Genomic DNA, 24,452 nt, shown 5'->3' on the forward strand with positions numbered 1-24,452 from the left:
GTCCTGTGGGCACTGCTGCGCGACGGCCGCGAATTCAGCTTCGACACGCCGATACCGGTGGCCTCCGCGACTTGACACGGTCATTGAGAGTCCTTTCGTCGCGAGACGCTGCGTCTCGCCGGATACCGTGCCAAGCCGTTCGCTCGTTGTCAAGACGAGACGTATCGTCTCGTTGTCTGCTACCGTGACCGGATGGCCGACACTCCCACCGCCGCGCGCCGCAGCGAGCGCGCCCGTGCCGCGATACTCGCCGCGACCGCCGAGCTGATCCGCGAGGTGTCCTACGCGAAATTGGGCATCGAGGCCATCGCGGCCCGCGCAGGCGTCGGCAAACAGACGATCTACCGCTGGTGGCCGTCGAAGGGCGCCGTCGTGTTCGACGCCATGCTCGAATCCGATTCGGGGCCGGAAGGCCCCGCCCTGCCCGATACCGGCGACATCGCCGCCGATCTGCGCCTGTTGCTGCGCGGCTCGGTCGTCGCGTTGACCGATCCGGGTTTCGAATCCTTCCTCCGTGCGATGTACATCGAAATCCAGCAGGACGCCGAGCTGGGCGCCGCCTACCGTGAGCGTCTGCTGCTGCCCCAGCGCGCCGCCGTCGCCGATCGCTTGGCCGCCGCCGTCGCCGCGGGCGAACTGCGCGCGGATCTGGATCTCGAGCTCGCCATCGATCTGCTGCTCGGCCCGGTACAGATGCGGTGGTCCCTCGGCCTCGGTGGCCTCACCGAGGAATATGCCGACGCCGCGCTCGACGCCGCGCTGGCCTATCTGCGGGCCTGAGCCCAGGGGGTTCTACTCGACCAGACGGGCATTGGACAACGGCTTCCCGTCGAGTTTCTCGGTCCGGTCGGACGGCTGGACGGCGGCCCTTCACGAAGCGCGCAGCGATTCTGCCTGCTTCTGGATGCCGTCGGTCATGCCATCGAAACCCCGGCGCAGATCCTTGCCGAGCAAGGCGACGACCACTGGGTGCAGCCATCCGCCGAGTTCGAAGTGTGATTCGTAGCGGGTGCGGTTGTCCGGCAGCGGCGTCACGGTGTGCGAGCGCAGGCTGTGCAGCGCGCCGAGGGGCACCGGTTTCATCGAGTAGCCGAGCTCACTGCCGGGGGTGTGCGAGCGGATCCATTCCCGCTGCTTGCGCGGCTTCGAGCCGGAGAGCCGGACGAGCATGTCGATCGGCTCGCCGGGCACCAGCGAACTGCGGCATTCGGTGACGAACGGATTCCACTCGCCGTAGCGCGGGAAGTCGGTGATCACCTGCCACACCAGGTCGGCGGGAGCGTCGATGTCGGCGGCGAGGTCGATGACGAAGGCCATGAGGAAATTAGAACATGTTCTACGTATGCGAGTGCGGCTGCCGTGCCGAACGGCTCAGCACGAGCCCATCAGTGTCCCTTGATCCCGGCCGTAGCGGTGGCCGTGGCCGGGCGGAGCGTCCAGGGCGGCGAGCAGGTCGGCGGTGGTCTGCGCGAAGCTGATCACCGGAAGCCACCGCGGAACCGGGGCGTCGACGCGGGCGCCGGTCAGGTCGGGAGCGCGCCACAGCTGGGAAAGCGACCAGTGGATCACCGGATCCGAGCTGTTGGCCAGCACCGTCGCGCCGCCGCGGTTGACCCGGTTGGCGGGCGGGCCCGCCCAGAGGACCGCGCAGGTCCTGGCGTCCTGCTCGGCGTCGTCGGTGAAGACGGCGTTGCCGCCGAGTGCACCGAGACTCTGCCCGTACAGGTAGAGCTTCGGCTTGCGTGGCAGGGTTTGGATGTGGTGTTCGACGGCGGTGAACAAGGTGCGCGCGGCGGTCACCGCCGTGTCCCTGCCGAACACGAACGTCGCCCAGCTCGGCAGATAGGAGTATTGCAGCCCGACCAGCGCCACATCCCCGTCGAAGCGCCGATCGAAGCCCGCCACGGCGTTCGCATCGATCCAGCCCGATCCGGTGGGCACCGTGACGACCAGGTGCGAGCGCGCGAAGCCGCCCGAGCGTTCCAGTTCCTCGATCGCCAGCGCGACGCGGCTGTCCAGGTCGGGTGCGGAGGCCACCCCGACGTACACCCGCACCGCGCGCACCGACGCGTCGCTGACGAACTTGCGTCCCTCGGCCCCCAGCGACGTCCAGCTCACCGCCGACTCGGCGGTTCCCGACCCGCTGTGCGAAACCGGCCGTACCACAGCCGGATCCAGCTCGGCATTGGCCCGCGCGTACGCCGTCTCCCGCCATCCGACCAGCGCGGGCACGCCGACCAGATACAGCAGCACCGCCGCGACGGCGGCCAGTGAGACGCCTCGCGCCCAGCCCAGCTTCCGCCGCGTCCAGGCGATCGAGTGGGTAGCCGCCGCGAGCAATCCGACGATCAGCGCCGCGCCGAGCGCGCACCGCACCCAGTAGTCCGCGCCGATCGGCGGCGTGCCCATCGCGGCGCGCAGCCGGTTCTGCCAGTGTCCCGCGTTCGCCGCGGCTCCCACCACCAACACCGATGTCGCGATCGACAAGGGCAGCCGCAGCCACGCATGCCGACGATCGACGTCGAAACCGCTTCGCCGCAGAAGGATTCGCAGTGCACCTGCGGCACCGAGCGTCAGCGCCGCGAGGAGCCCGGTCAGCACGGCTTGCGCGCCGGGAGTGCGAGGGAGCAGGCCCGGAGCCAACGACGCCAGCGTGCCCACCCCGATGCCGAGCGTGGTGCCGATTCGTGGCGTTCGGATGCGGAATCCCGTCATCGCCGCACCGTCGCCGCGATGGGGGCAGGCGGCACGACACCCGAGGGTCCGGAGCCGCGCCGCCGGGTGCGGACGACGAAAACAGCACCCAGACCGGTGATTCCGGCGGCGAGCACACCGAGCAGCTTCCGGCTCGGCCCCGAGTCCGACTCGACGGCGCCGAACAGCGGCTCCACCACCGGCGCGCCGTAGTCCTGCCGTCGCGAGTTCAGATCGACGGCGGTGTTCGCGATCGATGCCATCGCCTCGCAGCGGGCGCGGGAGAACGAATCCACGCGGGCGGCGCAGGCCTGGTGCATCTGCCGGTCCAGCGTCGCGTCGAGGGCCTGGCGCGCCCACGGGCCCAGCGGTTCGCCGCGCCGGTCGGCGTAGCGCAGCAGGTCGTAGCCGAGGTCGTGAGCCTTGCAGGCGGTGTCGAACTCGGCGGGCAGCGTCACCGGAGACGAGCAGTCGCCGTCCGGATCGACCAGCATGCCGTCCACCGTGCTCGGCCGGTACCCGAACGACGCGGCGAAGTCCGCCGGGATCGCGGTGAGCGCGCCGGGGCCGCCCGCGGCCAGTTCGGCGACGGCGGCACTCGCCTGCGGGCTCTCGATGGGCGCTGCCGCCGCGGCCGCCCGCGGGGCGGGGGAGAGGAAGACCGTGGCCGCCATGGCGGTCAACGCCGTCGCGGTGAGCGCGGCGTAGCGGCGCGTCTGCACGGTGACGGACGATGTAGCGGCGGAATGGTTTCGGGCTCCTGCGGCCGATGCGAACCGGGTCTCGCGCCCGGCGCTGGTCGGTGTGCTCATGGCGACGACGTTAGGGACCGGCTTCCCGCGCTCGCCTCACGCCCGGGGAGGTTTCGCGGGCCGTGCCGCCGGGGGAGCCGCCGCGAGGTCTCGTACCGGGGTATCGGGGCGGAAATCACCCGTGGGTATGAGGCGGCGGTGATCTGCGAGTTCCTAGTGTCGTAGGCATGAACCGAGAAAGTCGCGACTGGACGCGACGGCTGGACGCGCGGACCTGGTTCGACCTCGGCACGGTGCTGGTCGCGCTGATCTGGTACACAGTGGCCTGGCCGACCCTGCACCTGACCCACGCGGTGCCCGCCGCGGCGCAGCCGTTCATCGCGGCCCTCGCCGCGTTCCCGGTGCTGCTGGTGCGGATCAACCCGGCGTTGGGCTGGGCCATCTCGGCGGGCTCCGCGCTGGTGATCGCGCTGGCGATCCCGCACCAGCCGGGCAACGAGCTGCCGTTCCAGGTCGTGCACGTGCTGTGCCTGCTCGCGCTGCTGTTCGCGGTGGCGTTGCGCGCGCCGGGGCAGATCGTGGCGGTGGCATGGGCGGCGACGGCCCTGCTGTTCGCGACCACCATGCCCGGCGAAGGCGACGCGTTCGCCAACGCCGCGTGGGGCTGGCCTGTCGCGCTGGCCGCGCTGGTGCTGTTCGGCCTGCTCGTCCGCTGGCTGGCGCTGTCGCGGCGGCAGCTGGTGCGGCAGGAGGAGGAGAACGAACTCGAGCGGGCCCGCCGCGCGATCCTGGAGGAAAAGGCGCGCATCGCCCGCGATCTGCACGACGTCGTGGCACACCACATGTCCTTGGTGGTGGTACAGGCGCAGACCGCGCCGTACCGGGTGGACGGCGTCACCCCGGCCGCGCGCGCCGAGTTCGAGTCCATCGGCGCCACAGCACGCGAGGCCCTCAACGAGATCCGCGGCATGCTCGGCGTGCTGCGCAGCGACGGCCAGTTGCCAGAGCACGCGCCCCAGCCGAAGGCGGCCGACGTGATCGGCCTGTTCGAGGGCGCGCGCCGGGCCGGCGTAGGTATCGAGTGGACCGTCGACGGGGCCCTGGACACCATCCCGGAGACCACCGGTCTCGCCTTGTTCCGCGTGGTGCAGGAATCACTGTCCAATGCCTCCCGGCATGCTCCTGGCGCACCGGTCCAGGTGCGCATCGTCCGCGGCGCGGAGTTGCTGCTCGAAGTCGAGAACGCGCCGGGCGCAACACCGGCCCGTGCGGTCGGCAACGGCGGCCACGGCATCGCGGGCATGCAGGCGCGCGCGGTGGCCGTCGGTGGCGAGGTGACGGCCGGGCCGCGCGCGGACGGCGGTTTCCGGGTGCGCGCGCGCTTTCCGCTCGGCGCACCGGAAGCCGATGCCGCCGTTGCCGCAGTGCACGGCGAACCAGCACGCTGACTGCGCTGCCGCCGGGTGATGAAGCAGCATGACCGGCGGCGTCGATCGGAGCCATGGGCGGCGATGGCCGAGCGGTGTGCCGCCGCTCTCGCCTCTGCCCGCAGGCGTGGCAACCGGCGCGGACACGAGGAAGGCGCCGATGGCGAATCGCGCAAGGAAGCGGTGCGGAGATTCCGTCGCATCCTGGAGCGTCGCGAACGCCGAGATCGGGACCGGTACCGTCCGAACCGGGGAAACCCCTCCGGCCCTCGACGCCGGGCCGCCGGCCGATCGGCGTGTCACCGCGTCGGCCGGGCGCACGGGCACAGCGCGCAGTCGTGCGGGGCAATTAGGGTGAGCGGGTGGCAATTACGGTGTTGATCGCCGACGACCAGGCGATGGTCCGTCAGGGGTTCGGAGCGTTGCTGGCCGCGCAGCCGGATATCAGCGTGGTGGGCGACGCGGCGGACGGCAAGGTCGCGGTGGCCGAGGCGAAGCGGCTGCGCCCGGATGTCGTGCTGATGGACGTGCGCATGCCGGAGATGAACGGGCTGGACGCGGCCCGCGCCATCCTGGCCGCCGGGTTCGACCCGCCGGTGCGCGTGCTGATGCTGACCACCTTCGACATCGATGACTACGTCTACGAGGCGCTGAGCCTCGGCGCCAGCGGGTTCCTGCTCAAGGACGCTCCCGCCGAGGAACTGGTCCGGGCGGTGCGGGTGGTCGCCGACGGTCAGGCGCTGCTCGCGCCCACGGTCACCCGCAGGCTCATCGCCGACGTCACCCGCCGCCGCAGCGCGGCCCGCGCCAAGCCGTCGCCGCAGTTGTCGGCGCTGACTCCCCGTGAGCGGGAAGTGCTGGAGCTGATCGCGAAAGGCATGTCGAACTCCGAGATCGCCGAAACGCTGTTCGTGGCCGAGCAGACCGTGAAAACCCATGTATCCAAGGTTTTCTCGAAGCTGAATCTGCGCGACCGTGCGCAGGCGGTGGTGCTGGCCTACGAAACCGGCCTGGTCACCCCGGGCTGAGTCACATCGGCGGGCAGGATCCGCCGCGCAGTTCGTCGAGGTGACGGCCGAGCATCCGCGCCATCCGGCTCAGGATGGTGGTGGAGTCGTCGAAGCTGCCGGAATCGGCCGTCGCCGCCAGCGCGACGGCGATCATGCCCGAGCGCACCGGCACCAGGCCGAACTGGCGGACGGTGTAGACGCCGGTCTCGTCGTCGGGGCCCCATCCGCCCTTGAACGCCGTGCCCTCCAGCACACCGAGACCCCAGGCCTGCTCGGGCGTTATCTCCGTCATCAGCTCGGTGACCTGGTACGACTCGGGCAGGCACGGCAGCCGGGAGGCGAAGCGGGCCTGATTGGCCAGCGTCCATTCGGTGCCGCCGAAGGAGGTGTAGTCCAGCGTGGTGCGCGGGCCTGCCACCCCGGTCGTGGCGTCGCCCGCCTCGTCGATCACGTCCTGCACCGCCTTGGCCGCTTCCAGCCCGTCGCCGAGCGACTGCCACAGCGCTTCGGCGGCGTCGTTGTCCGACCATGTGATGGCGGCTTCCACCTCTTGGAGGATGCCTTCCTGCGAGTCGTGGCGCAGCGCAGCGATCGCGAGCGGCACCTTGATGGTCGACCAGGCGATGCCGCTGACCCAGTCGCCGAAGACGGTCATCCGGCCACCGCCGACCGGCATGATCGCCATGCCGACCTGTCCGCCCAGCTGCGGCTGCAACTGGGTGAAATCGGCGGCCAGGGAGTCGGGCATGGACACGGCCAGCCGTGGCCGCCACGCTCCCGCGGTGTCGACGACCACGGCGGGGGGATCGGTATCCGGCCGATCACCGGGAAGCAGAGTGCACGAGGTCAGCGTGAGCAGCACCACCATCGCTCCGGCGCGTAGCGCAGAACGACACGTCGAAGCAGATCTCGTCGACCTCACCACCGAGTCCTCCCCACCACCGGTGACGCGTCGCGCTGTAGAACGGCGGTGCAAAATATCTCATCGGGCCCGCCCGGTCGGTGACCGGACAGGAGACATCACCGCGGCGCGCGGTGGCGTCGACGGCACGATGTCTCGACCATAGTTTTGCCGATCTTCCCGGAGAATTCGAAACCACGTGGCCACGGCGTCACCCGGTAGGCTCCTGGATCGGTAGGAAAGCGGTCACCTGAAGGGGGCGTGTTGCTCGACAGCGGTGCGGTGTTCGCCGGGTTCACCATAGAGAAGCTCCTCGGCCAGGGGGGAATGGGATCGGTGTATCTGGCCCGTCACCCCAGACTTCCTCGGCAGACCGCGCTCAAACTGCTCAACCGGGAGCTGTTCACCGACGTGGAGGTCCGGGCCCGCTTCGAGCGGGAGGCGGACCTCGCGGCACAGCTGGATCATCCCAACATCGTCGCGGTGTACGACCGCGGCGCCGAGGACGAGCAGCTGTGGATCTCCATGCAGTACGTCGACGGCGTGGACGCGGCCACGGTGAACCCGCAGAGCCTGCCGCCGGAGCGCGCCGTGCAGATCATCGAGGGCGTCGCGTCGGCCTTGGACTACGCGCACGGGATGGGGGTGCTGCACCGCGACGTCAAACCGGCGAACATCATGCTGGCCCGCGCGGTGGGCGGCCACGGCGAGCGGGTCTTCCTCACCGATTTCGGCATCGCCCGGCTGCGGGAGGATTCCACCCACCTGACCCAGACCGGCATGTTCACCGCGACGCTGGCCTACGCGTCGCCCGAGCAGATGACCGGGGCCCACCTCGACCACCGCTCCGATCAGTATTCGCTGGCCTGCGCGCTGTACTGGTTGCTGACCGGCGTCGCCCCGTTCGACGCGCCCGCGCCGGCCGACATCATCCGCGGCCACCTCCAGTTGCCGCCGCCCTCGGTGGCGGCCGTGCGCGCCGGTCTGTCACCCGCGCTCGACGCGGTGATCGCCAAGGCCATGGCGAAGCGACCTGACGACCGCTACGTCTCCTGCGCCGAATTCGCCTCGGCCGCACGGCGAGCGCTCACCGAACCCGCTCCCACCGTGGTGGCCGCGCAGTACCAACCGCAGCCCGCGCCCACCGTCCTGGCGCAACCGTCCTATCCCGCGCCGGAGGCGAGCCCGCCGGCCTACAACCCCTCCGCCGCCGGCTACACCGCGCCGCCGCAGTACGCCCCGAATCCGATGAGCGGCCAGCAGTTCCCGGCGTCCGGCGGCTATGCCGCGACGGCTCCGCAGCCGGGTTACCCAGCGGCGCCGCCGCATTCCGCCGCCCCGCCCATCGGTTATCCGCCGCAGCCGAGTTATCCGTCGCAAGGCCGCTCCAACACCGGCCTGATCGTGACGATCGTCCTGGTGATCGTGGCGTTGCTGGTCGGCGTCGGCATCTTCGTGGCGAAGGTCGGATTCTCCGATTCCGCGTCGCCGCTGGACCTCGCCACCAAGGCGCCCTCCGGCCCGTCCGACGCGGACAAACTCGCCAAGGCGTTCCCGAAATTGCTGCCGCAAGGCGTGGACACCAAATACAACATCGGTTCCGGACCTGGCTACGGCGGCAAGACGTGCTTCCTCGGCACCGCCGAACCGGGCAGCAAAGTGTCCAGCGCCAACGGCGTACCCGATTTTCCGAACTGGGCGACGGCGTGGAACTGCTGGGGCACCCCGATCGCCGAGCCCGACTACGTCCTCATCGGCTTCAAGTCGGCCGCCGACGCGCGAGCCGCGGTGCTGGACCTGCCCCCGAACACGCCGGCCACCGAACGCAACAACGGCGAGTCGTACTCGACCTACCGGTGGCAGGAGAAGGCCGGTGGACTCCCGGACGGCTACCTCGTCGTCGGCTTCGACGACCCGGCCCGGTCGAACTACCTGCTGTTCGCCACGGTGACCCTCACCGACAGCATGCCCACCTCCGGATTCGGCATCACCTCGGCGAAATTCAAGACGTGGTTCGCCGACCTGCCGCTGTGAACCGGCGAACTCAGTCGACCGCCAGCGCCTCCACGATGGGCATCCTGGCGGCGCGCAACGCGGGCGGAATCGACCCGAGCAACGCGAGCACCAGCGCGACCGCGGCGTAGACCAGCAGCATCGGACTCGGCCGGTAGGTGACGTCGATGGTCAAGGCGTGCCCGAGGGCGACCGTGGCCAGGAACTGCACCGTCGCGCCGAGCGCGAGACCGAGCACCGCACCGACGATGCCGATGCCCGCGGCCTCCGCGAGCACCGAGCGCATCAGGAACTTGGGTCCGGTGCCCATGGCGCGCAGCACGCCGATCTCCCTGCGCCGCTCCAGCACCGACAGCATCAACGTGTTGAGCAACGCGACCGTGGCGACCAGCACCACGATCCAGAGAATGGAATTGCTCATCGCCATGCCCTGCCGGATGCTCGACGAGGCGGCCACCACCGTGTCCGCGCCGGTGTCCACGTTCAGTTCCGGCGGCACCACCTGCCGGATCGCCGCGAACACCGCCGCGCGATCGGCGCCGGGCGCGATGTCGAGCGCGATGACCGTCTCGCCGGGCCGCTCGTACCAGCTGCGCATCAGGTCCAGGTCCATCATCACCACGCCGGCGATGGCGGAGAAATACGGAATCACCTGCAGGACCCGCACGGTATGGGGGCCGGTGGGGGTCGGCAAGGTCAGTTCCGCGCCTGCGCCGACGCCGAGCGAGCGCGCCACGTCGCGCGAGATCGCCACGCCTTCCCCGGCCGACAACCGGGCGACCGACTCGTCGGTGAGCATGCGCATCCGCGTCTCCCTGGCATCCGGCGGAAACCCTTGCAGCATCACGCGACTGCCGCCGAGCGTGGCGAAGGCCATCTGCGCCGGGCTCAGATGCGCGACCCCGGGCACCGCCGCCAGCTTGCCGGCCAGATCCGCGGGCAGCAGCGGCCCGGTCGGGAACTGCGCCATCGAGGCGGGGCTGACGTAGACGTCGTTGCGGGCCAGATCGGTGAAAGTGACGGTGGCCGAGTCGATCATGTTGCTCGACGCGCCGCTCATGCCGACGGTGGCCCCGACGCCGATCATCACCGTCATCGCCGTGGCCCACACGCGCCGCGGCGAGCGTTCCAGCGTGGTCGCGCCGAGTGCGCCGGGCGCGCGGAACCAGCGCGCGATCCCCGCCGCGGCCCGCACGATCGGGCCGGTGGCGGCGAAGCAGATCAGGATCGCGGCGATGAACGACATCGAGATGGCGGTCAGCGAATAGCGGCCCAGATCGCTGCTCGCGATCAGCACCGCGGCCCCGGCCAGCCCGCCTCCCGCGAGGGCCGCCAGCCAGCGCAGCAGCGGGCTCGCCGTGTCGGTCCCGGCCGCACCGACCGGGGCCAGCGCCTCGATGGGCCGCACCCGGTACACCTGGCGCGCGGCCAGCGACGCCGCCAGCACGCTGGTGAACACGCAGGCCACCACGGCGAACGGAATCACATACCAGGGCACCGAGTATTCGGTGCGCGCCTCGACGGACTCCACGATCGCGGTGGGCAGCGTGCCGATCGCGACGCTGCCCATGAACACGCCGATGGCCGCCCCGACCGCACCGCCGAGCACGCCGAGCAGCGCCGCCTCGGCCAGCAGGTCGCGCACCATCGGGCCGCGCCTGCCGCCGATCGCGCGCAGCAGCGACAGCATCGGCCTGCGCTGGGCGATCGCCATGCTCATCGCGTTGTAGATGAGGAACGCCGAGACGATCAGCGCGGCGGCCGACGCCATGGTGGTGGAGTAGCGGACGATCTGCACCGCCCCGCCCGCCTGCGCGGTGCGCAGACTCGGCTCGGCCACCACCGCGCGTCCGTCCACCACGTCGGTGAGCGCCGCGCGCACCTGTCCGAGGTCGGCGCCGTCGGCGGGGATGATCTGCACCGAATCCAGCCGCCCCGCCCGGTCGGTGATCTTCTGCGCGAGCCCGAGCGGAGCGGCGACGAGGTGACCGTCGTTGAGTTTCCCGGACGTCTCCGCGTCCAGAACGCCCGCGACCGTGACCGTCGTGCCGCTCAGCGTGAACTGCTCGCCTTCGGCGCGGCCGAGTCCGGAGCCGACCAGCACACCATTGGGCACCGAGAGCAGCTTCCCCGTGAAAGCGCTCATCGGCGTGGTCAATTCGCTGCCGAGCGCGCCGATGTTCGCGTCGGCGCCGATCAGCAGCGCTCGGTCGGCGCCGGTGCCGATCTGCGTGCGCAGCATCGGCACCGCCACCGCGACGCCGGGTGTGGTCGCGATCCGCCGCAGCAATTGCTGGTCGAAGCCGGCGTCGGTGATCCCGCTGACCTCCAGTTGCGCCTTGCCGCCGAGGCCGCGGGTCAGTCTGTCCACCGAGCCGGTGACCGAGCCGGAGATGCTCAGCACCGCCACCAGCAGCGACGCCGAGACGCCCATCACGACCAGCGACATGAAGGTGCGGCCGCGATGGGCGAGCAGTTCGCCGATATTGAACAGCCGCAGGCGATCCCACGCCGCGCCGATCATGCCGTGCCCCTTCCCGCCCGCGCCATCACCTTCCACCGACCGCTCACGCGTTGACCGTCCGCTCGACCTTGTCGTTGGACCCGATGCGGCCGTCGCGCAGCGTGATCACGCGGTCGCAGTAGGTCACCGCGCCCATGTCGTGGGTCACCATCACCACCGAACTGCCCGATCCGGCGATCTCCCCGAGCAATTCGAGGATGGAGGCGCCGGTCTTGGAGTCGAGATTGCCGGTGGGCTCGTCGGCCAGGATGAGCGGCGGATCCATGATCAGCGCCCGCGCCACCGCCACGCGCTGCATCTGTCCGCCGGACAGTTCGGCCGGACGATGTTCGGCGCGCGCGGCCAGGCCCACCCGGTCGAGCAATTCCATGGCGCGCGGCTTCGCCTTGCGCAGACCCGTGCCGTCCAGCAGTTTGGGTATCGCCACGTTCTCCCAAGCCGAGAGCGTGGGCAGCAGGTTGAAGAACTGGAACACGAAACCGACCTGGTGACGCCGGAATTCCGATTGCTGTTCCTCGTCCAGCGCGCCGATCTCCTCGCCGCGGAACCGGATCGAGCCCGCGTCGGGACTGTCCAGCGCGCCGAGCAGATGCAACAGCGTGCTCTTGCCGGAACCGGACGGTCCGATGATCGAAGTGAATTCCCCTGTCTCGATGCGCAAGGCGACGTCGTCGAGAGCGCGGACCGCTTGGCCGCCGACCCGATACTCCTTCGTCACGCCCGATAGTTCCAGCATCGCCGGTTCCGGCATCGTCGTCCCCCGCTCCGTATGGTCGATCAAAGTTCTTCGTTCCTCGTCGCGCGTTACCGCGCCATGGCCTCCGACGCGAGTTTGCGGCGACGATACTGCGCGTCGAGCACCGCGCGCAGCACCGGCTGCTCGGCCGCGAGTTCCAAGTAGGCCTCCATCGCCGTCGATCCCTGGTCGAGTTTCGCGGCGAAGTGCAGATTCCACCGGTAGCGCAGCGCCAGCAGCAGCCCTTCTTCGCCGCCGAACAGCCGATCCAGGCCGGGGAGCCCGGCGAACAGGTCTGGATCGGCCGGGTCGAGCGCGGCGCGGGTGAGTACGGTGTGCACGATGTCGGTTCGAGCGTGCTGATCCGTCCAGGACATGGCCATCGCCTTCCTCTGTGAACTACCGCCAACGCTACGGACGCGACGACCTTGTTGTCGTCGTGCCAGGGACCCGAATGCGTCTCCGACCACGGTAGGAGCCGCGTCCCGCTCGCGGGACGATGTACCGGCCACGATGCGGCGGCTAGCCTTACAGAATGGGTTCGACCGGCGTATCCGAAGCACCGCCAGGTACGCCTCGCGCGGGCCGCGTGCGGGCCTCGGTCCGGCGCGTCGGGCAGCGGTGCTCCGAGTTCGCGCGCGATCCGGTCGCGGCCTTCCGGCGCAGCGTCGAGGAGTTGCCGTACGACTATCCGCCGTCGGTGATCGTCAGCGTCGACATCGCGGTCTTCGCGGTCGCGGTCGCGGCCGCGGTGCAGCGGCACAGCTATTTCCCGACCCTGCTTCCGATCGTGGCGGTCCTGCTGACCTGTGCCTTCGGTCCGTTGCACGCGTTGCTCGGCGTGCTGCCGCGCCCGCTGCTGCTCGGCGTGCTCGCCATGGCGGCGGAGGCGTTGTTCCTCGCCCAACCGGTCGAGGCCGACTTCGCGCCGTTCGTGCTGGTGGCCGCCGCGGGCGAGATCGCGGCGATCGCGCCGAAACGGGTGAGCATCCCGGTCACGATCGCGATGATGCTGCAACTGGCCGCCTTCGCGGTGATCGGCCATGTGCCGGAGGGTCTGCCGACCTATCTGGTTGGCATCGCCTTCGGCTGGATGGCCGGGCTGATGCTGCAATACCAGCGCCGCTTCCTCTACCAGGAGCGCGGATATCAGGACATCCGCGCCGCGCAGGCCGCCGACGAGGAACGGCACCGGATCGCCAGGGAAGTGCACGACGTGATCGCCCACTCGCTGAGCGTCACGCTGTTGCATCTCACCGCCGCCAGGCACGCCCTGGAGACCGACCGCGACGTGGACGAAGCCGTGGAGGCGCTGACCGACGCCGAGCGGCTCGGCAGACAGGCGATGGCCGACATCCGCCGCACGGTCGGCCTGCTCGACGCGCGCCCCTGGAAGCAGGTTCCGGAACCGGGTGTGGAGGACATCGAGGATCTGGTCGGCGATTTCGTGCGGGCCGGGCTGGACGTGCGGTACGACCGCGCGGGCGATATCGGCGCGGTGTCACCCGCGGTCGGGCTCGCGCTGTACCGGATCGGGCAGGAGTCGCTGGCCAACGTCGTCAAACACGCGCACGGCGCCTCCGCCACGATCCGGCTCGCGGTGGACACGACCATGGTGACCCTCACGGTGGACAACACGGTGCCCGCCGGGCTGCCCGCCCAGCGCGGCGCCGGCATGGGCCTGTCCGGGATGCGGCAGCGCGCCGAACTGCTCGGCGGTCGCATGACGGCAGGTCCGTCCGGCCGCGACTGGTCGGTGCGCGCGGCTATTCCGCTCGCACCCGGCCGTGGCGGATTCTCGTGTTCGGTGCTGCCGGGGGCGGCGCCGGCCGGACGGGAGGGTTCGTGAGCAGGCGTCGGCGATTCGTGTCCGCGGCAGCGCGCGCTGCCTGGCAGCGAGGAGGACTTGTGTATCGGAGAGCCGACCGAGCAGGGAGCGTGCCGCAGCCGAGCGCGGGCGAGGTGCGGTCGTGAGCGTGCCGACACCCGCAGGCGGCGAGGACGCCGTGACCGTGCTCGTGGTCGACGACCAGGAACTCGTGCGCGGCGGTCTGCGGCGCATCCTGCGCAGACGCGACGGCTTCGTGGTCGCCGAGTGCGCCGACGGCGACGAGGTGCCCGCCGCCGTCGCGGCAGCCCGCCCCGACGTGGTGCTGATGGACCTGCGGATGAAACGGGTCGGCGGCATCGACGCCACCAGAATGCTGCGGGCCGGCGACGGCGCTCCGCCGGTGCTCGTGCTCACCACCTTCGACGACGACCAACTGCTGTCCGGTGCGCTGCGCGCCGGCGCGGCCGGATTCATCCTCAAGGACTCGCCCGCCGAGGACCTCATCCGCGCGGTGCGGATGGTCGCGGGCGGCGGCGCCTGGCTCGATCCCGCCGTGACCGGCCGCGTGCTGTCGGCCTACCGCACCGTCCGCCCGGTGCGCACCAGCACCGACGCGCGGCTGTCGGAATTGACCGCGCGCGAATACGAGGTGCTCGAACTGATCGGGCGCGGCCGGGTGAACGCGGAAATCGCTCGGGAACTCGGTATCTCGGAAGTGACCGTGAAAAGTCATGTGGGGCATATCTTCGGCAAGCTCGAGCTGCGGGATCGGGCCGCGGCGATCGTGTTCGCGTTTGACCACGGGGTGGTGGCACCCGGAGAATCCACTCTGTGACGGGCAGGCTCCGGTCGCGTACCGCGTGATCTCGGTGTGTGATCCCTGCCCGGGATGCGGAGGATGACGGGTGCAGGAATCCGGGCCGAGAACCGGCACGCGGTTCGGGCCGTACGAACTGCGGTCGTTGCTGGGCAAGGGGGGAATGGGGGAGGTATACGAGGCGTACGACACGGTCAAGGACCGGGTGGTCGCGGTCAAACTGCTCTCCGAAGAACTCGCCAAAGACCCGATGTACCAGCTGCGTTTTCGCCGCGAATCGCAGGCCGCGGCGCGGCTGGCCGAACCGCACGTCATCCCGATCCACGACTGGGGCGTGATCGACGGGGTGCTGTTCATCGACATGCGGCTGGTGCGGGGCGTCGACCTGCGGACCCTGTTGCGCAGCAAGGGGCCGCTGAGTCCGGCTCGCGCCGTCGGCATCATCGAGCAGATCGCCTCGGCCCTGGACGCCGCGCATGCGAACAATCTGGTGCATCGCGACGTGAAACCGGCGAACATCCTGGTCACCGACGCGGATTTCGCGTACCTCGCCGATTTCGGCATCGCGCACACCGAAGGCGACAGCGCGGTGACGCTGGTCGGTATGGCCGTCGGCTCCTATATCTACATGGCGCCGGAACGCTTCGACGTCGGTCCGGTGACCGGCCGCGCCGATGTCTACTCGCTGGCCTGTGTGCTGCACGAGTGCCTGACCGGAGCGACGCCGTTCCCGGCGGCCAGCATGAATGTGCTGATCAAGTCGCACATGTCCGATCCGCCGCCGCGGCCGAGCGCGCAGGCCAGTGGCATTCCCGCGGCGTTGGACGAGGTGGTGCACCGCGGTATGGCCAAGGATCCGGCCGACCGCTACCCGACCGCCACCGCGCTGGCCAGGGCCGCCCGCGCCGCCCTTGCCTCGGCGCCGACCGGGCCGACGCTGGTGGTGCGCGCGCCCGACCGGTCGCAGCAGGCGGTCGCGCCGGAATCGACCGGTGAACTGTCGCTGCCCGCGGTGATCCATCCGAGCGCGCCGACCGTTGTCCGCCCGACGGAGTTCCACTTCACGCCGCTGCCAGCGTCGGATGCGCCGGAGCCGCCGCGAGCGCAGCACCCGCCGGAGGTGGAACTGCCTCCGATCCGCCCCTTCCCGGACGCGCACCTGTATCCGGAGACGCAGCCGTACCTGGAGGCCGCCGGATATCCGCAGCCGGAGCCCGTCGTTCCGCCGACGCAGGTGTACCCGCAGCCGCCGGAGCCCGCCGCGCCGCCCACGCAGGTGTACCCGCAGCCGCCGGAGCCCGCCGCGCCGGGTCCCCAGGTGTATCCGCAGGCTTACGCCGAGCCTGCCGCGCCTCTCGATCCCGCATATCCGCGACAGCCCGACGACTCCGCTTACGCCGATCCGGATTCCACCCGGGTGTATCCGGAGCCCGCTGCGCCGGTGGACGGATATCGGCAGGGCTATGCCGATTCCGCCGTATCGGGGAATTTCGATCCGGCGTATGCGCGACAGCCGGACGACTCCGCGTATGCCGATCCGGATTCCACCCGGGTCTACCCGGAGCCGGTCGCGTCGGCGCACGAGTATCCGCAGGGCTACGTCGATTCCGCCGTATCGGGGAATTTCGATTCGGCGTATGCGCGACAGCCGGACGACTCCGCGTATGCCGATCCGGACTCCACCCGGGTATACGCGGAACCGGCTGTCGCGCAGCAATATTCCGATACGCCGCAGGCCTACTCGCAGATTCCCGGCGACGCCTTCGCCGAGGGGCATCCCGGGCTCGGGAACTACCCGCAGTATTCGGACCCGGCCCACCCGTCGGGCTCGGTCCCGCCGCACGGCACGTCCGGCTACCTCCCGGAACCGGACTCGGCCCCGACCCAGTACCTGGCGCCGTCCGAGCACGACGGGCACGCGGCTCGCACCGACTACCCGCCGCACGGCGACTATCCCGCGCGCACGGGCCACCCACTCGGCCGGGCGGAACCGGACTACGGCTATGACGACTACGACCAGCCCGATTACTCGGCGTCTGGTCAGGGTCGCTCCATCGCGCTGCCCATCATGGTGGCCGTTTTCGCCATCGTCGCGCTGACCGTCGGCGGCGCGATCGCGTGGCAGTCGTTCGGCCGCGGTCAGGTCGAGACGACCTCCGCCGCCGCGCACTCGGAGGCGTCCGCGCCCGCGGCCCGGCCGACCACCCAGGCGCCGAGCCGCACATCTGCGCCGTCGGCCACGTCCACCTCGGCGAAGCCGTCCCAGGTCACGTTGCCCGCGGGTGCGAAGGCGTGCGGTCAGGGGCAGGCCGCCACCGGGGCGTTCACCGAGTCGGCGACGGGCACCCCCGTGACCAGCTGCGCGTTCGCCGAAGAGGTGCGCAGGGCCTATGCCGCGCTCGGCCAGGCGCAGAACGCGACTCGTGACGCGCCACGCACGGTCGTCGCGACCAGCCCGGTCACCGGCCGCACCTACACCATGAACTGCCTGCCCGAAGGCCAGCTCGTCACGTGCAGCGGCGGTGAGAACGCGGTGGTGTACGTCTACTGACGGCGGCTACGGCACGGCCGGGCTGCCGCCGGGAACCACCGGCAGGCCCGCCGCCCGCCACGCCCGGAACCCTCCGACGAGGTCGGTCACCCGACGGAGCCCGAGGCGCTGCCCGTCGGCGGCCGCGAGGCTGGAGGCGTAGCCCTCGTTGCACACGATCACCACCGGTGTGTCGGCGGTGAGGCCGAGCAGTCGGTGTTCGCCGTTCGGGTCGAGGCGCCACTCCAGGACGATCCGTTCCACCACGACCGCGCCGGGTATCTCACCCTCGGCGCTGCGGTTCGCGTGCGGCCGGATGTCCACCATCAGGCCGCCCCGGGACTGCAGCGCGGCGGCCTGCTCCGGCGTCACCCGCTCCAGCCGCGCCCTGGCCCTGGTCACCATCTCCTCGGCGCCTGTACTCATCGTGCGTCCACTCCGCTCGCCGACGTTCCCGCGAAGTCAGCCAGCCTACGGTATTCGCGGGCCGGCCGGAGCGGGGGAGAGACGCGTGCACCGACGCCGCGGACCAGAGCTTGTCGTTGCGCAGCTGGTGCGAGCCGCAATCAGCCCCCATCGGACGCCGACAGGAACGCCTTCCGGTTATCCGAACCCTGGCAACGGCGGAGATTCCGGGAAGACGACCGGCAACGACACGAGGGCACGGTGGAACGGACCCGGTCGCCAGGACAGCTCTTCCGGCTCCACCGCGAGCCGTATCTCGGGCAGGGCGTCGAGTAGTTGGTCGATGGCGTCCTGCGCGATCAGGTACGCCATGGATCTTGCGGGACAGGAGTGCGGTCCGGCGCCCCAGGCCAGGTGGGCCCGGCTGTCGATGTGCTCGCCGGTGTGGATCGCCGGATCGTTGTTGCAGGCGGCCATGCTGATCACGACCGGCTGGTGGGCGGGCAGCCACACGTCATCGATCAGGATGGGCTGCTTCGGGTAGCTGAAGCAGTAGTTGGCGCCTGGCGGGTCGTCGAACAGCACCTCGTCGAGCGCGTCGCGGGTGGACAGGCTGCCGCCGAAGATCCCGCCCGCGAACCTGCGGTCGGTGAGCATCAACCGCAAGGTATTGGCGATCAGGTTCTGCTGCGGCTCGATCCCCGCCCCGTACAGGGTGACCAGCTGGTGAATCATCTCCATGTCGTCGAGGCCCGTCGGGTGGCGCAGCAGTCGGGTGGTGATGTCGTCGCCGGGCTCGCGCCGCTTCATCCGCACCAGGTCGAACAGCGCGTCGGCGAGCATCGCGTTGCCCTTGTCCGCGTTGACGCCCTCGAAGATGGCGGCCATGCCCATCGCCACCTGCTGCCCGATCTCCGGCGGGCAACCCAGCAGCGAGTTGAGCACCGCGAAGGTGAGCGGGAACGCGTACTGGCTGATCAGATCCGCCGCACCGTCCTGGCAGAAGGCGTTGATCAGCGGACCGGCGATGTGTTCGGTGGTCGCGTGCAATGCGTGCAGGTCGACCGCCTCGATAGCGGCGACATTCACCTGCCGGTAGCGCTGGTGCTCGAATCCCGTGTTGCGCAGTGCGTTCGGTCGCCACTCCATCATCGGCAGGATGGGGCACTCGCCGGGGACGCCCTGCTGCCAGGTGCGTGGATCCGCGGGAAAATGCACCGGGTCGTTGAGGATTCGCAGCGCCGTGTAGTAGCCGATGACCAAAGTCGCGGGCACGTTCGGCGCCAGTTCGATCGGGACGAGCGAACCGTAACGGCGGCGCATCTCCCGGTAGGCGTGATGAGGGTCGGCGGCGAAGGCCTCCGTGTACAGCGCGACCCGCGGTCCGTCGGCGTCGAGCGGCGAATTGTGCTGAACAGGGCAGGTTTTCGTGCTGGATCGCGGGGACTGTTGCGTGGACAAAGGGCATGACTCCAGAAGGGAAGGCGCTTGGCCGGCGCGTGCGGGTGCGCGGGTCGGCTACGCGCCGGTGAGGTGCATGTTTCCGATGTAGCTACGGGATCGTAAGCAGTTCCGACGCCGCGGTGGGGTGGTTTGGGCCGCGCGCTCATTCGCCGAGATCCGCCGCGTACCGTTCGGTGAGCGCGGCGACGCGAGCGGCGGGCCACGGGCACCGGATGTCGCCCCGGGTGGCGGCGAAGAACAATTCCAGCTGGACGTGCCAGGCGGCCAGCAGTTCGGGCCGGAGTCGAGCGAGCCTGTCGGGCAGGGTTTGGGTGAGCTCCACCCGCACGCCGAGGTCGGGATCGGCTTCGAAGGACCAGCGCACGGTGCCCTCCACCGCGCCGTCGTGCCGCCACCGGTACTCCAGCCGTCGGGGCGGCTCGACGCCGACGAGCTCGGCCGCATCGACGTGCGCGTTTGCCGACCGGACGGGGGCGGGGCCGCCGACGGTGGGAGCCTGCTCCTCGGTGAGCAGCGACCACAGCCGGTCCGGCGGCTGCCACACCAGGTCGCGCTCGAACCGCAGAATATAGCCGTCGGCGACCTTGTCGCGCGTGCCTGTGTCGAGCCCGAATTCCGCTGTGTAGCGCTCGATATCGGCGATCCAGGTGGTGTCCGGCCGGGCGTCGTCTCCGTCGAGTGTCGCCGTGAGAGCCGCCAAACAGCGGTCCCAGCCGACCGCCGACCGCGCGGCGCCGAGCCGTGCGCGCGGTCCGCCACCGAGGTGGTGGGTGAAGATCAGCAGTGTCCCGTCCCCGTCGGCCACCAACTCGAAGCGCAGCACGTCCTGGTTCCAGCGGAACATGTAGACCTTGGGCGGGTCGAATTCGAGCACCTCGCCGTGGGAGGTGCTGTCGGCTGTTTCCGGTGCGTCGGCGAAGGTGAAGCGCATCGCGGCACCGGGCCGCGGTTCGGTGGTGACAGCGGCGGGGAACCAGGCCGGCATCCGGTCCGGATCGCTGATCGCGCGCCACACTTTCTCCGGGGGATGGGCCAGCCTGCGTTGAAACCGCAGGGTGGGTGCGCCGTCGATGGTGTGCAGTCGTGCTCGGCACGGGCTCATGGTTGTCCTTCCTCGTCGGGCATGGCGTCGAGATGACGTTCCAGGGCATCGAGGCTGGTTTCCCACATCCGCCGGTACGGCGCGAGCCGTGCCTCGATCTCGGCCAGCGGTTCCGGGCGCAGCCGGTACCAGCGGCGCTGCGCGTCGTGACGGACGTCGACCAAGCCCGCGCCGCGCAGGCCCCCGATGCGCCGCTCGGGTCGCTGAAGAATTGCGGTGTCAGTTGCGTGAAGGTTGCGCCGGATCGCGATCCCGTCGTGGCCGCCGAACCCGCGCGGTGGCAGGCGTCCCCGGCCTCGACCTCGATGGGGCTTGCGCCGCGCGTCGCGATGTGTATCCGGTCGACCGCATGTCCCGGGCTGTGAAGCCCGCCAAACGCGTGCACCGACAACGGCGATGTCGCCGGAAGGCCGGCTCGAACCCGAAAATACTGCGGTGATACTCGAATGCTATTGAGCGCGAGCGACGTGCGCCCATCCGTTCGGCAGTGGCCGTGGCCGTCAGTGGTTTTCGGTGAACTGGGGCTTGATCAATTCATCTAGTACGTTCTCCGGGATAACGAGAAGCAGTTCTCGGGTGAGGCCGGCGCCGAACGCCGGTTCCGAACCCGGCCGCTCGGCGACATCGGGCGGGTAGGTGGAGGTGTCCATGCTTGTTGACCGCGCCGTCGTCACCTGGCGGGGAGACAAGAGTCAGCCGACCCGAGGCCGCGCCCCTGCCGTCGCGGTCGCCGGTGGGTGGGCCGGCGGATTTCGCGAGAAGAATGTGTCGAAAATGTCTACTGATCGATTCCGCAGAGTCCGAAACGTCCTGGGTTGCGCGGCGCTGGCCGCGGCTCTGGTAGCCGGATGTGGAACCGACCGCGCCGAGGATTCGTCGAGCGAGCCCACCATCACCGAGGCCGCGGCCCGCACCGACCAGAAGGGCCTGTCCCTCATCGTGCCGGGCACTCTGGCCGCGAGTTATGCCGAACTCGCCGCGAGCGTGCGCGGCAAGCTGGGCATGGCCATCATGCCGGTCGGCGGCGAGCAGGCGGTCACCTTCGGGGAATGGACGAGCGGTCCGGCCTGGTCGACGATGAAGGTGCCGCTGACCATCGCCGCGCTGCGCCGCAGTCCGAGCAGCTCGAACTACGCCGCTTCGGCGGCGATCACCCAATCCGACAACGCCGCCGCCGACGCGCTGTGGCAGTCGCTGGGCACACCGCAGGAGGCGGCGCAGGCCGTGCAGGCGGTGCTGCGCGAAGGCGGCGACAACAAGACCGTCGTGCCTGCCACTCGCACGCGCTCCGAGCACTCGGCCTTCGGTCAGGCGGAGTGGTCGCTGACCGATCAGGTGCGGTTCGCCTCGCGTTTGCCATGCCTGCCCCAAGCCGAGCGCGTCACCTCGCTGATGGAACAGGTGATCGCCAGCCAGCGGTGGGGTCTCGGCGAGTTCAGCGGCGCCGAGTTCAAAGGCGGATGGGGGCCGGACGTCTCGGGCAACTATCTGGTGCGGCAGTTCGGGGTCGTGAACGTGCCTTCGGGGCAGATCGCGATCGCGATCGCGGTGCAGCCGGAGTCGGGATCGTTCAGCGACGGCATGAACGTCCTGGACAAACTCGCCACGGTCGTCTCCCAGCATCTCGACGAGCTGGCCGGGGGTCAATGCGCGGCCTCGTGAGGTCATCTGTCCAGGTCAGTGTTACGCGCCGTTCACGGGGGCGGGGCTGCCGAGATCGGACATGAGGGGCAAGATAGCGGCCATGCGCATCGGAGTTCTGACCGGAGGCGGAGACTGCCCAGGACTGAACGCGGTCATCCGCGCCGTCGTTCGCACCGCGAACGGCCGCTATGGAGACGCGATCGTCGGCTTCGAGGACGGTTGGCGGGGCCTATTGGAGGACCGGAAGATCCAGATCCGCAACGACGACCGCACCGACAGGATCCTCACCAAGGGCGGCACCATTCTCGGCACCGCCCGCACCAACCCCGACGTGCTGCGCGCCGGGCTCGGCCGGATCAAGCAGACCCTGGACGACAACGGCATCGAGGCGCTGATCCCGATCGGCGGCGAGGGCACGCTCACCGCCGCGAGCTGGTTGTCCGACGAAGGCGTTCCGGTGGTCGGCGTGCCGAAGACCATCGACAACGACATCGACTGCACCGACGTCACCTTCGGCCACGACACCGCCCTGAGCATCGCCACCGAGGCGATCGACCGGCTGCACACCACCGCCGAGTCGCACCAGCGCGTCATGCTCATCGAGGTGATGGGCCGCCACGCGGGCTGGATCGCGATCAGCGCGGGCATGGCGGCGGGCGCGCACCTGACGCTGGTGCCCGAGGTCCCGTTCGAGGTGGACGAGGTGTGCGCGATGATCAAGCGGCGTTTCCAGCGCGGCGACAAGCACTTCATCTGCGTGGTCGCCGAGGGGTCGCATCCGGCGCCGGACTCCGGATTCACCTTGCGCGAGGGCGGTATCGACGAGTTCGGCCACGAGCGTTTCACCGGCGTCGCCCAGCAGCTCGGCGTGGAGATCGAGCGGCGCATCGGCAAGGAGGTCCGCACCACCGTGCTCGGTCACGTGCAGCGCGGCGGCAGCCCGACGCCCTACGACCGGGTGCTGGCCACCCGCTTCGGCCTGCACGCCGCCGAGGCGGTGCACGCGGGCAAGTTCGGCCAGATGGTCGCGTTGCACGGCACCACCATCGATCTGGTCCCGCTCTCGGAGGCCACCAAGCAGCTCAAGCGGGTGCCGACGGAGCGCTACCGCGAGGCGGAGGCGTTCTTCGGCTAGGCGCGGCGGTGCGGTACGCGCGCGGCGAATAGGCGCGACCGGCCCCGCGTCGTCGGTACTGTGAGTCGCATGCGCAGCGGGCGACTGATCGCGTCGGCACTGTTGGTGATCGCGGCACTGGTGGCCGGGTGTTCGGAGTCGAATCCGCCCGAGCCCACCACCGGTGACTGGCACGGAGCGATCGAGGTTCCCGGACAGCCGGTGCAGGTCGGCGTGAGCTTCCACGACGACGGCACCGCCACGATCGACATCCCTTCGCAGGGCATGAGCGGCGTGCGTTTGAAGGACGTCAGCTCCGACCGCGACGGCGTGTCCTTCGCGATCCCCGACATCCCGGGCGAGCCGGTGTTCCATGGCAAGTACGAGTCGGGAACCGACCGGATCACCGGTGATTTCACCCAGTCCGGCCAGCAATTCCCCTTGGCGCTGAGCCGGGGCGAGGTCGTGGCGCCCGCCCATCCGCAGGAACCGAAGCCGCCGTTCCCGTACAAGACCGAGAACGTCACCTACAGCAGCGGCGGCATCACCATCGCGGGCACGTTGACCGAACCGCAGGGCACGGGCCCGTTCCCGGCCATCCTCATGATCACCGGAAGCGGCGCGCAGAACCGCGACGAGGAACTCATGGGCCACAAGCCGTTCCTGCTGCTGGCCGACACCTTCACTCGCGCGGGCTATGCCGTGCTGCGCACCGACGACCGCGGCGTGGGCGGCACCGGCGGCAAGCTGGACGACGCGAACTACATCGATCTGGCCGATGACGCCGCCGCGGGCGTTCGGTTCCTGCGCGCCCGCTCCGACATCGACCCGGCGCGGGTCGGGCTGTTCGGCCACAGCGAGGGCGGCTACCTCGCGCCGCTGGTCGCCGCGCGCCCCGACAGCGGCGTCGCGTTCGCCATCCTCATGGCCGGACCCGGCGCCCCCGGCGCGGATGTGCTCGTCGAACAGACCCGCTTGCTCGCCACCGCGAACGGCACACCCGCCGACCAGGTGGAGACCCGCGTCCGCGACACCGCCGAACTGGCCGCCCTGCTGAAGGCGGGTGACCTCGACGGCGCGCGACAACTGGCCGTCCGGCAGAACCAGGCCCTGCCCGCCGACCAGCGTGTGCCGGACGAGCAGGCCGCCGCGCAGATCACGCCGTATTTCGCCGCCCTGGTCGCCTACGACCCGGCGCCCGCCCTGTCCGCGCTGCGCGTTCCGGTGCTCGCCTTCTTCGGCGGCAAGGATCTCCAGGTGCCCCCGGCGCAGAGCGAGCAGCCGATGCGCGAGCACCTCGCCGCCGACCCCGACGCGACCGTGCACGTCTTCCCTGGCCTCAATCACCTGATGCAGCCCACCGAGACCGGCCGCCCCGGCGAGTACGGCGCCATCGAGACCACCATCTCTCCCGAGGTGCTCGACTACGTCACCGGCTGGCTGCGGCAGCGGGTCCCGGTGAAGTAGCGGCACGCGAGAGCCGCTGCG

Annotated in this window: 22 protein-coding genes; 10 read left to right on the top strand and 12 right to left on the bottom strand. The window is 70.3% G+C overall.

What is annotated here, in order from left to right:
* The first annotated feature begins 192 nt into the window (after positions 1-192).
* Positions 193-780: a TetR/AcrR family transcriptional regulator gene (locus ACWDMM_RS12810; RefSeq protein ID WP_195078613.1), complete on the top strand. Its 588-nt coding sequence runs from the start codon at positions 193-195 to the stop codon at positions 778-780.
* A gap of 90 nt (positions 781-870) precedes the next feature.
* On the opposite strand, the gene ACWDMM_RS12815 is transcribed toward ACWDMM_RS12810, so the two are convergent.
* The 3 genes from ACWDMM_RS12815 to ACWDMM_RS12825 are packed head-to-tail and all read right to left on the bottom strand — an operon-like array spanning position 871 to position 3,506.
* Positions 871-1,317 carry an SRPBCC family protein gene (locus tag ACWDMM_RS12815; protein ID WP_195078614.1) on the bottom strand — a complete coding sequence of 149 codons (447 nt, stop codon included), beginning with the start codon at positions 1,315-1,317 and terminating at the stop codon, positions 871-873.
* Between the two features lie 54 nt (positions 1,318-1,371).
* Entirely contained in the window at positions 1,372-2,715 is a 1,344-nt protein-coding gene (locus ACWDMM_RS12820; RefSeq protein ID WP_357112891.1) for an alpha/beta-hydrolase family protein, read from the bottom strand.
* Positions 2,712-3,506: a hypothetical protein gene (locus ACWDMM_RS12825; protein ID WP_449937423.1), complete on the bottom strand. Its 795-nt coding sequence runs from the start codon at positions 3,504-3,506 to the stop codon at positions 2,712-2,714. Before ACWDMM_RS12825 ends, ACWDMM_RS12820 begins: the two co-directional genes overlap by 4 nt.
* A 167-nt stretch (positions 3,507-3,673) precedes the next feature.
* On the opposite strand from ACWDMM_RS12825, the gene ACWDMM_RS12830 reads away from it, so the two are divergent.
* Entirely contained in the window at positions 3,674-4,894 is a 1,221-nt protein-coding gene (locus ACWDMM_RS12830; protein WP_195078617.1) for a sensor histidine kinase, read from the top strand.
* A gap of 341 nt (positions 4,895-5,235) precedes the next feature.
* The gene (locus ACWDMM_RS12835; protein ID WP_039799687.1) at positions 5,236-5,901 is read left to right on the top strand and encodes a response regulator; all 666 of its coding nucleotides are present in this window, start codon (positions 5,236-5,238) and stop codon (positions 5,899-5,901) included.
* A 1-nt stretch (position 5,902) separates the two neighbouring features.
* On the opposite strand, the gene ACWDMM_RS12840 is transcribed toward ACWDMM_RS12835, so the two are convergent.
* Positions 5,903-6,751: a serine hydrolase gene (locus tag ACWDMM_RS12840; protein ID WP_323124192.1), complete on the bottom strand. Its 849-nt coding sequence runs from the start codon at positions 6,749-6,751 to the stop codon at positions 5,903-5,905.
* 297 nt (positions 6,752-7,048) lie between these two features.
* Here ACWDMM_RS12840 and ACWDMM_RS12845 point away from each other — a divergent pair, with 297 nt between their 5' ends.
* Positions 7,049-8,818: a protein kinase domain-containing protein gene (locus ACWDMM_RS12845; RefSeq protein ID WP_357112886.1), complete on the top strand. Its 1,770-nt coding sequence runs from the start codon at positions 7,049-7,051 to the stop codon at positions 8,816-8,818.
* A gap of 10 nt (positions 8,819-8,828) precedes the next feature.
* Here the strand turns inward: ACWDMM_RS12845 and ACWDMM_RS12850 are convergent, their stop codons facing one another.
* From ACWDMM_RS12850 to ACWDMM_RS12860, 3 genes are read right to left on the bottom strand one after another with little or no spacing between them, the layout of a single operon-like run.
* Positions 8,829-11,321 carry an FtsX-like permease family protein gene (locus tag ACWDMM_RS12850; RefSeq protein WP_449937643.1) on the bottom strand — a complete coding sequence of 831 codons (2,493 nt, stop codon included), beginning with the start codon at positions 11,319-11,321 and terminating at the stop codon, positions 8,829-8,831.
* A 43-nt stretch (positions 11,322-11,364) separates the two neighbouring features.
* Positions 11,365-12,072: an ABC transporter ATP-binding protein gene (locus ACWDMM_RS12855; protein ID WP_195078913.1), complete on the bottom strand. Its 708-nt coding sequence runs from the start codon at positions 12,070-12,072 to the stop codon at positions 11,365-11,367.
* Between the two features lie 53 nt (positions 12,073-12,125).
* Entirely contained in the window at positions 12,126-12,434 is a 309-nt protein-coding gene (locus tag ACWDMM_RS12860; protein ID WP_195078620.1) for a hypothetical protein, read from the bottom strand.
* A 158-nt stretch (positions 12,435-12,592) separates the two neighbouring features.
* Here ACWDMM_RS12860 and ACWDMM_RS12865 point away from each other — a divergent pair, with 158 nt between their 5' ends.
* From ACWDMM_RS12865 to ACWDMM_RS12875, 3 genes are all read left to right on the top strand, one after another.
* Positions 12,593-13,906 carry a sensor histidine kinase gene (locus ACWDMM_RS12865; RefSeq protein ID WP_357112882.1) on the top strand — a complete coding sequence of 438 codons (1,314 nt, stop codon included), beginning with the start codon at positions 12,593-12,595 and terminating at the stop codon, positions 13,904-13,906.
* Between the two features lie 163 nt (positions 13,907-14,069).
* Positions 14,070-14,723 (top strand): response regulator, encoded by a 654-nt coding sequence (locus ACWDMM_RS12870; protein WP_195078914.1) that lies wholly within the window; start codon positions 14,070-14,072, stop codon positions 14,721-14,723.
* A 70-nt stretch (positions 14,724-14,793) separates the two neighbouring features.
* Positions 14,794-17,256 carry a protein kinase domain-containing protein gene (locus tag ACWDMM_RS12875; RefSeq protein ID WP_449937428.1) on the top strand — a complete coding sequence of 821 codons (2,463 nt, stop codon included), beginning with the start codon at positions 14,794-14,796 and terminating at the stop codon, positions 17,254-17,256.
* A 6-nt stretch (positions 17,257-17,262) separates the two neighbouring features.
* Here ACWDMM_RS12875 and ACWDMM_RS12880 read toward each other — a convergent pair whose 3' ends face one another.
* The 5 genes from ACWDMM_RS12880 to ACWDMM_RS12900 form a co-directional block, all read right to left on the bottom strand.
* Entirely contained in the window at positions 17,263-17,661 is a 399-nt protein-coding gene (locus ACWDMM_RS12880) for a rhodanese-like domain-containing protein (protein WP_449937430.1), read from the bottom strand.
* 177 nt (positions 17,662-17,838) lie between these two features.
* Positions 17,839-19,101 carry a cytochrome P450 gene (locus ACWDMM_RS12885; RefSeq protein ID WP_195078623.1) on the bottom strand — a complete coding sequence of 421 codons (1,263 nt, stop codon included), beginning with the start codon at positions 19,099-19,101 and terminating at the stop codon, positions 17,839-17,841.
* 145 nt (positions 19,102-19,246) lie between these two features.
* Entirely contained in the window at positions 19,247-20,206 is a 960-nt protein-coding gene (locus ACWDMM_RS12890; protein WP_449937434.1) for an SRPBCC family protein, read from the bottom strand.
* On the bottom strand, positions 20,203-20,370 hold the full coding sequence (locus ACWDMM_RS12895) for a hypothetical protein (protein WP_323124194.1): 168 nt from the start codon (positions 20,368-20,370) through the stop codon (positions 20,203-20,205). The genes ACWDMM_RS12890 and ACWDMM_RS12895 overlap by 4 nt, the downstream gene beginning before the upstream one ends.
* Before the next feature lie 336 nt (positions 20,371-20,706).
* The gene (locus tag ACWDMM_RS12900; protein ID WP_195078624.1) at positions 20,707-20,856 is read right to left on the bottom strand and encodes a hypothetical protein; all 150 of its coding nucleotides are present in this window, start codon (positions 20,854-20,856) and stop codon (positions 20,707-20,709) included.
* A gap of 124 nt (positions 20,857-20,980) precedes the next feature.
* On the opposite strand from ACWDMM_RS12900, the gene ACWDMM_RS12905 reads away from it, so the two are divergent.
* The 3 genes from ACWDMM_RS12905 (at position 20,981) to ACWDMM_RS12915 (ending at position 24,431) form a co-directional block, all read left to right on the top strand.
* A complete protein-coding gene (locus ACWDMM_RS12905; protein ID WP_449937437.1) occupies positions 20,981-21,868 on the top strand; it encodes a hypothetical protein in 888 nt (295 codons plus the stop codon).
* An 82-nt stretch (positions 21,869-21,950) separates the two neighbouring features.
* The gene (locus ACWDMM_RS12910) at positions 21,951-22,985 is read left to right on the top strand and encodes an ATP-dependent 6-phosphofructokinase (protein ID WP_067797600.1); all 1,035 of its coding nucleotides are present in this window, start codon (positions 21,951-21,953) and stop codon (positions 22,983-22,985) included.
* Positions 22,986-23,054: 69 nt separating this feature from the next.
* Positions 23,055-24,431, top strand: a complete 1,377-nt coding sequence (locus ACWDMM_RS12915) for an alpha/beta hydrolase family protein (RefSeq protein WP_357112870.1) — start codon at positions 23,055-23,057, stop codon at positions 24,429-24,431.
* Positions 24,432-24,452: the final 21 nt, after the last annotated feature.

Source organism: Nocardia sp. NPDC003726 (assembly GCF_053586955.1).